1 protein-coding gene and 1 pseudogene are annotated in these 2,558 nt (G+C 68.0%); one reads left to right on the forward strand and one right to left on the reverse strand.

Going from position 1 to position 2,558, the window contains the following annotated elements:
* A pseudogene (locus tag AC1VAN_RS18170) lies at positions 1 to 438 on the forward strand (EF-P beta-lysylation protein EpmB); the annotation flags it as partial.
* A 4-nt stretch (positions 439 to 442) separates the two neighbouring features.
* Here AC1VAN_RS18170 and AC1VAN_RS18175 read toward each other — a convergent pair.
* On the reverse strand, positions 443 to 2,548 hold the full coding sequence (locus AC1VAN_RS18175) for a putative bifunctional diguanylate cyclase/phosphodiesterase (RefSeq protein WP_480986374.1): 2,106 nt from the start codon (positions 2,546 to 2,548) through the stop codon (positions 443 to 445).
* Positions 2,549 to 2,558 lie beyond the last annotated feature (10 nt).

Below are 2,558 nucleotides of genomic sequence, written 5' to 3' on the forward strand. Positions count from 1 at the left end.
TTGCGCATCCACACGCGCCTGCCGATCGTGCTGCCCGAGCGCGTGGACGAGGAACTGCTGGCCTGGCTGGGCAGCCTGTCGTGGCCATTGGCGATCGTGGTCCATGCCAACCACGCCAATGAATTCGACGCCAGCGTCGATACCGCGATGGCCCGTCTGCGTGGCATCGGCGCCCAGCTGCTGAACCAGGCGGTGCTGCTGCGCGGGGTCAACGACAGCGTGCAGGCGCTGCAGGACCTGAGCGAACGCAGCTTCGCCGCCGGCGTGCTGCCGTATTACCTGCACCAGTTGGATCGCGTCGAGGGCGTGGCCCACTTCGAAGTGGACGACATCCAGGCCAAGGCCCTGATTGCCGGCCTCACTGCCCGGCTGTCCGGCTACCTGGTCCCCAAGCTGGTCCGCGAACTGCCCGGCGACCCGAGCAAGCGCCCGCTGTAGCGCCTCACGCGCCCGATTCGATCATCCGCACCACTTCGGTGGCGGTGACCGGGTGGCTCAGCCGGTAGCCTTGACCCAGGTCGCAGCCACGCTGGGCCAGCAGCTCGAACTGGGCCTCCTGTTCGATACCCTCGGCCACCACCGTGATGCCCAGTGCGTGAGCCATGGCGATGATCGCCGTGGTCAGGGCCAGGTCGTCCGGGTCGCGCTGCATGTCGGCGACGAAGCTTTTGTCGATCTTGACGCCGTCCACCGGCACCTGCCGCAGGTGGCTGAGACCGGAGAAACCGGTACCGAAGTCGTCCAGCCACACCTTCACCCCGGCCCGGTGCAGGCGGTCCAACAGCTGCGCGGCCAGCATCTCATCGCCGATCACCGCCGTCTCGGTCAGCTCCAGGTGCAGGCGCGAGGCCGGCAGGCCCGACTCCTGCAGGCACTGTGCAACCAACGCCGGCAGCTCCCCGCCGCGCAACTGCCGTGGCGACACATTGACCGAGACGAACAACTCGTCACCGGCCACGCCCCGCGGCCACTGCACCGCTTCCATGCAGGCGGCACGCAGCACCTTCGGACCGATGATCTCAATCAGGCCACTCTGCTCGGCCACCTCGATGAACACCGATGGCGGAATCGTGCCCAGCGTCGGGTGCTGCCAGCGCAGCAGCACTTCGACACCGACCATGCAGCGGTCACGCATGCGGTAGATCGGCTGATAGGCCAGCCGCAGCTCGCCGCGCTCCCAGGCCCCGCGCAGTTCCTGTTCCATGTGCACGCGCCGCTCGACCGCGTGATCCATGGCCCGGCTGTAATAGCGATAGCAGTTCTTGCCGGCCATCTTTGCCTGGTACATCGCGATGTCGCCGTTCTTCAGCAGCGTCGTCGCATCTGCGGCATCGTCGGGGAACAGGGTCACGCCGATCGAGGTGCCCAGGAACAGTTCCCTGCCCTGCACCACCAGCGGCTTGCCCAGCTCGCGCACCAGCACTTCGGCCAGCAACCGCGCATTGGCCGCAACATCGCCATCACCAACGAGGATCACGAATTCGTCGCCGCCGAACCGCGCCAGCACGGCATCGTCGCCGCCGGCCTCGGTCACTGCGCGGCCGATGCGCTGGGCGAACTGCAGCAACGCCTCGTCGCCGGCCTCATGGCCCAGCGTGTCATTGACCCGCTTGAAATCATCGATATCGGCAAACAGCAGACCCAACCGGTGATTGGACGCACGTGCGGCCATCAATCGATGGTCCAGCGCCTCGCGGAACGCCAGGCGGTTGGTGAGCCCGGTCAAGGCGTCGGTGTAGGCCATGCGCCGCACTTCGCGGTCGTGGCGGGCGATCGCATCACGCATGCGGGCAAAACCACGCACCAGTTCCCCGACCTCGTCGTCGCGGGTGTTTTCGCGCAGCGGCGCCTGGTAGTCGCCCGCTTCGATGCGCCGGGCGGCCGCGGCCAGCTCGCGGATCGGCGCCACCAGCGTGCGCTGTACGTACAGGATCACCACCACGCCGATCACCACCAGCAGGCCAAGCATCAGCAGCAGCCAGCCCAGATGCCGGCTTCCCATCTGCTGCAGCCTCTCACCGAGGGTCGCGTTGGCCGCCTGCTCACGCTGCAGCACTTCATCCAGCGCCATGCCGACGCGGACACCACCGATGCGTTGTTTGCCCACCCTGATCGGCATCGCGTTGTCGAGCACCGTGGGCGACTGCTGCACCACCAGCGACTGCGCGGCAACCGCCCCGGCCGCCAACGGATCGGTCATCGGCCGCCCGGATCCGGGCACTCCGGCCGAGCCGTCGTGGACCAGCCGCCCGCGGTCGTCGAACACCAGTACGTAGCGCACCACCGGCTGCCGCGAAATGCTGCGCACAAGCGCCCCGACCTGGTCCAGGTCGTTGTTGTGGAGCGGACCGGCAAGCGCATCGGACAGCTCGCGCACCATGGCCTCGCCACGGCTGCGCACGCTGCGGTCGAACAGTTCGTGGATGACGCCGTTGCTGAGCGACCTCACCTCGCCCTGCATCGCAGCCTGCCGCCCCAGCAGCACGGCCAGGATCGCCACCACCACCAGCATCGCCCCGCCCATCGCAAGCAGGAACCGGGCCTGCATCCCCGAGCCG

Source organism: Stenotrophomonas sp. 05L44_2 (assembly GCF_056665995.1).